1 protein-coding gene is annotated in these 1610 nt (G+C 65.2%); it reads right to left on the minus strand.

All coding sequences use genetic code 11. The features are described 5' to 3' along the window. Window positions 1-267: 267 nt before the first annotated feature. Entirely contained in the window at window positions 268-1494 is a 1227-nt protein-coding gene (locus tag VF662_RS13450; RefSeq protein ID WP_464142139.1) for a pyridoxal-dependent decarboxylase, exosortase A system-associated, read from the minus strand. Window positions 1495-1610: the final 116 nt, after the last annotated feature.

Consider the following 1610-nt stretch of genomic DNA (forward strand, 5'->3'; position numbering starts at 1 on the left):
CGCGGGAAGCGACTTTCCGGTGGAGGAGGAAGTCGTGCACCCGCCCAGCGCAGCCGCGCCGACGGTGACCAGGAGAGCCAGTTTGGACTTCACGGATACGCGCATGATGATACCTCTTCGCTGCCTTTTCCCCTGCACCCGCCCGGCCCTTTGAGAGGCGGAATAGGTGCAGATTTGGGTCTGCTATGGCGTGAAGAGGTAAAATTACCGTTAGGAACAAGCGGCTTTCAGAGCGCGTCCCGCGATGGGACGGCGGCCGGAAAACGGTTAATCGCCGCCGCCGACAACCATTTCGAGCGCCGGCTGCTGGCCGAGGAAGGCCTGAGGGCTCGCGGACAGGCCGTAGGCGCCGGCGAGAAAGACCGCCACGATGTCGCCCACGTCGGCGCGGGGGAGCATTACATCATCGGCGAGCCGGTCGAGCGGCGTGCAGAGGCAGCCGACGATTGTGGCTTCCTCGATCGGCTCATCCCCAAAGCGGCTGGCGATGGCGACGGGGTAGTTGCGGCGGATCACCTGGCCGAAATTGCCCGACGCGGCGAGCTGGTGGTGCATGCCGCCGTCGGTGACGAGGAAGGTCTTGCCGTGGCTCACCTTCCGATCGACGATCCGGGTCAGATAGACGCCGCACTCACCGACCAGCCAGCGGCCGAGCTCGATGGTAAAGTATGTGTTTTGAAGGAGTTGGTGGCGGTTGCTGAGCGCATCTTTCAGCGCCTGACCCACCTGTTCGATATCGAGCACCTGCTCCCCGTGGAAGTAAGGGATGCCGAAGCCGCCGCCGAGATTGACCATCGGCGGGGCCGCGCCGATCTGCTCGGCGAGCGCGCCGGCGAGCGCGACCGTCGCCCGCTGCGCCTCGATGAGGGCCGCCGGATCGAGCGCCTGAGAGCCCGCGAAGATGTGGAAGCCGCGCCAGTCGCCGCCGCCGTCGATGATCCGCCGCACCAGCGCCGGCACCCGCTCGGCATCCACCCCGAACGGCTTGGCGCCGCCGCCCATGCGCATTCCAGAGCCCTTGATCTCGAAATCGGGGTTCACCCGCACTGCAAGCTTCGGCCGGACGCCCCGGCCTCGGCCGATCGCGAGCGCCCGCTCCACCTCGCCTTCGGATTCGCAGTTGAGAGTGACGCCGGCAGCGATCGCCTCTGCAATTTCGCTCTCGCGCTTACCGGGACCGGCGAAAGAGATGTTGGCAGCATCGGTGCCCGCAGCCAGGCCAAGCCTCATCTCTCCGGCGGACGCGACATCGAGACCATCCACCAGCTTCGCAACGTAGCTCAGCAACGGCGCGTATGAATTTGCTTTGATTGCATAATGTAGCTCAACGCCAGCAAAGGCGGAGCGGAAGCGGCGCACGCGCTTCTCGATCAGATCGAGGTTGTAGACAAAGAGCGGGGTATCGCCCGCCTGGGCGATCAGCTCCTCGGCCGTTCGCCCGCCGATGCGCAGCACCTCTCCGCCTGCCGCGAAGTCGGCCGGTATCGCTCCCATGGGTTTCGTCACGCTTGAAGCTCGCTCTTGATCCGTTCGCGGTCGAGCTTGCCGTTCGGACTCTTCGGCAGCTCGTCTCGCCAGAGGATATGCGAGGGCTGCATAAAATTGGGTAA

The sequence above is a fragment of the Allosphingosinicella sp. genome, from assembly GCF_036387215.1.
Classification (GTDB): domain Bacteria; phylum Pseudomonadota; class Alphaproteobacteria; order Sphingomonadales; family Sphingomonadaceae; genus Allosphingosinicella.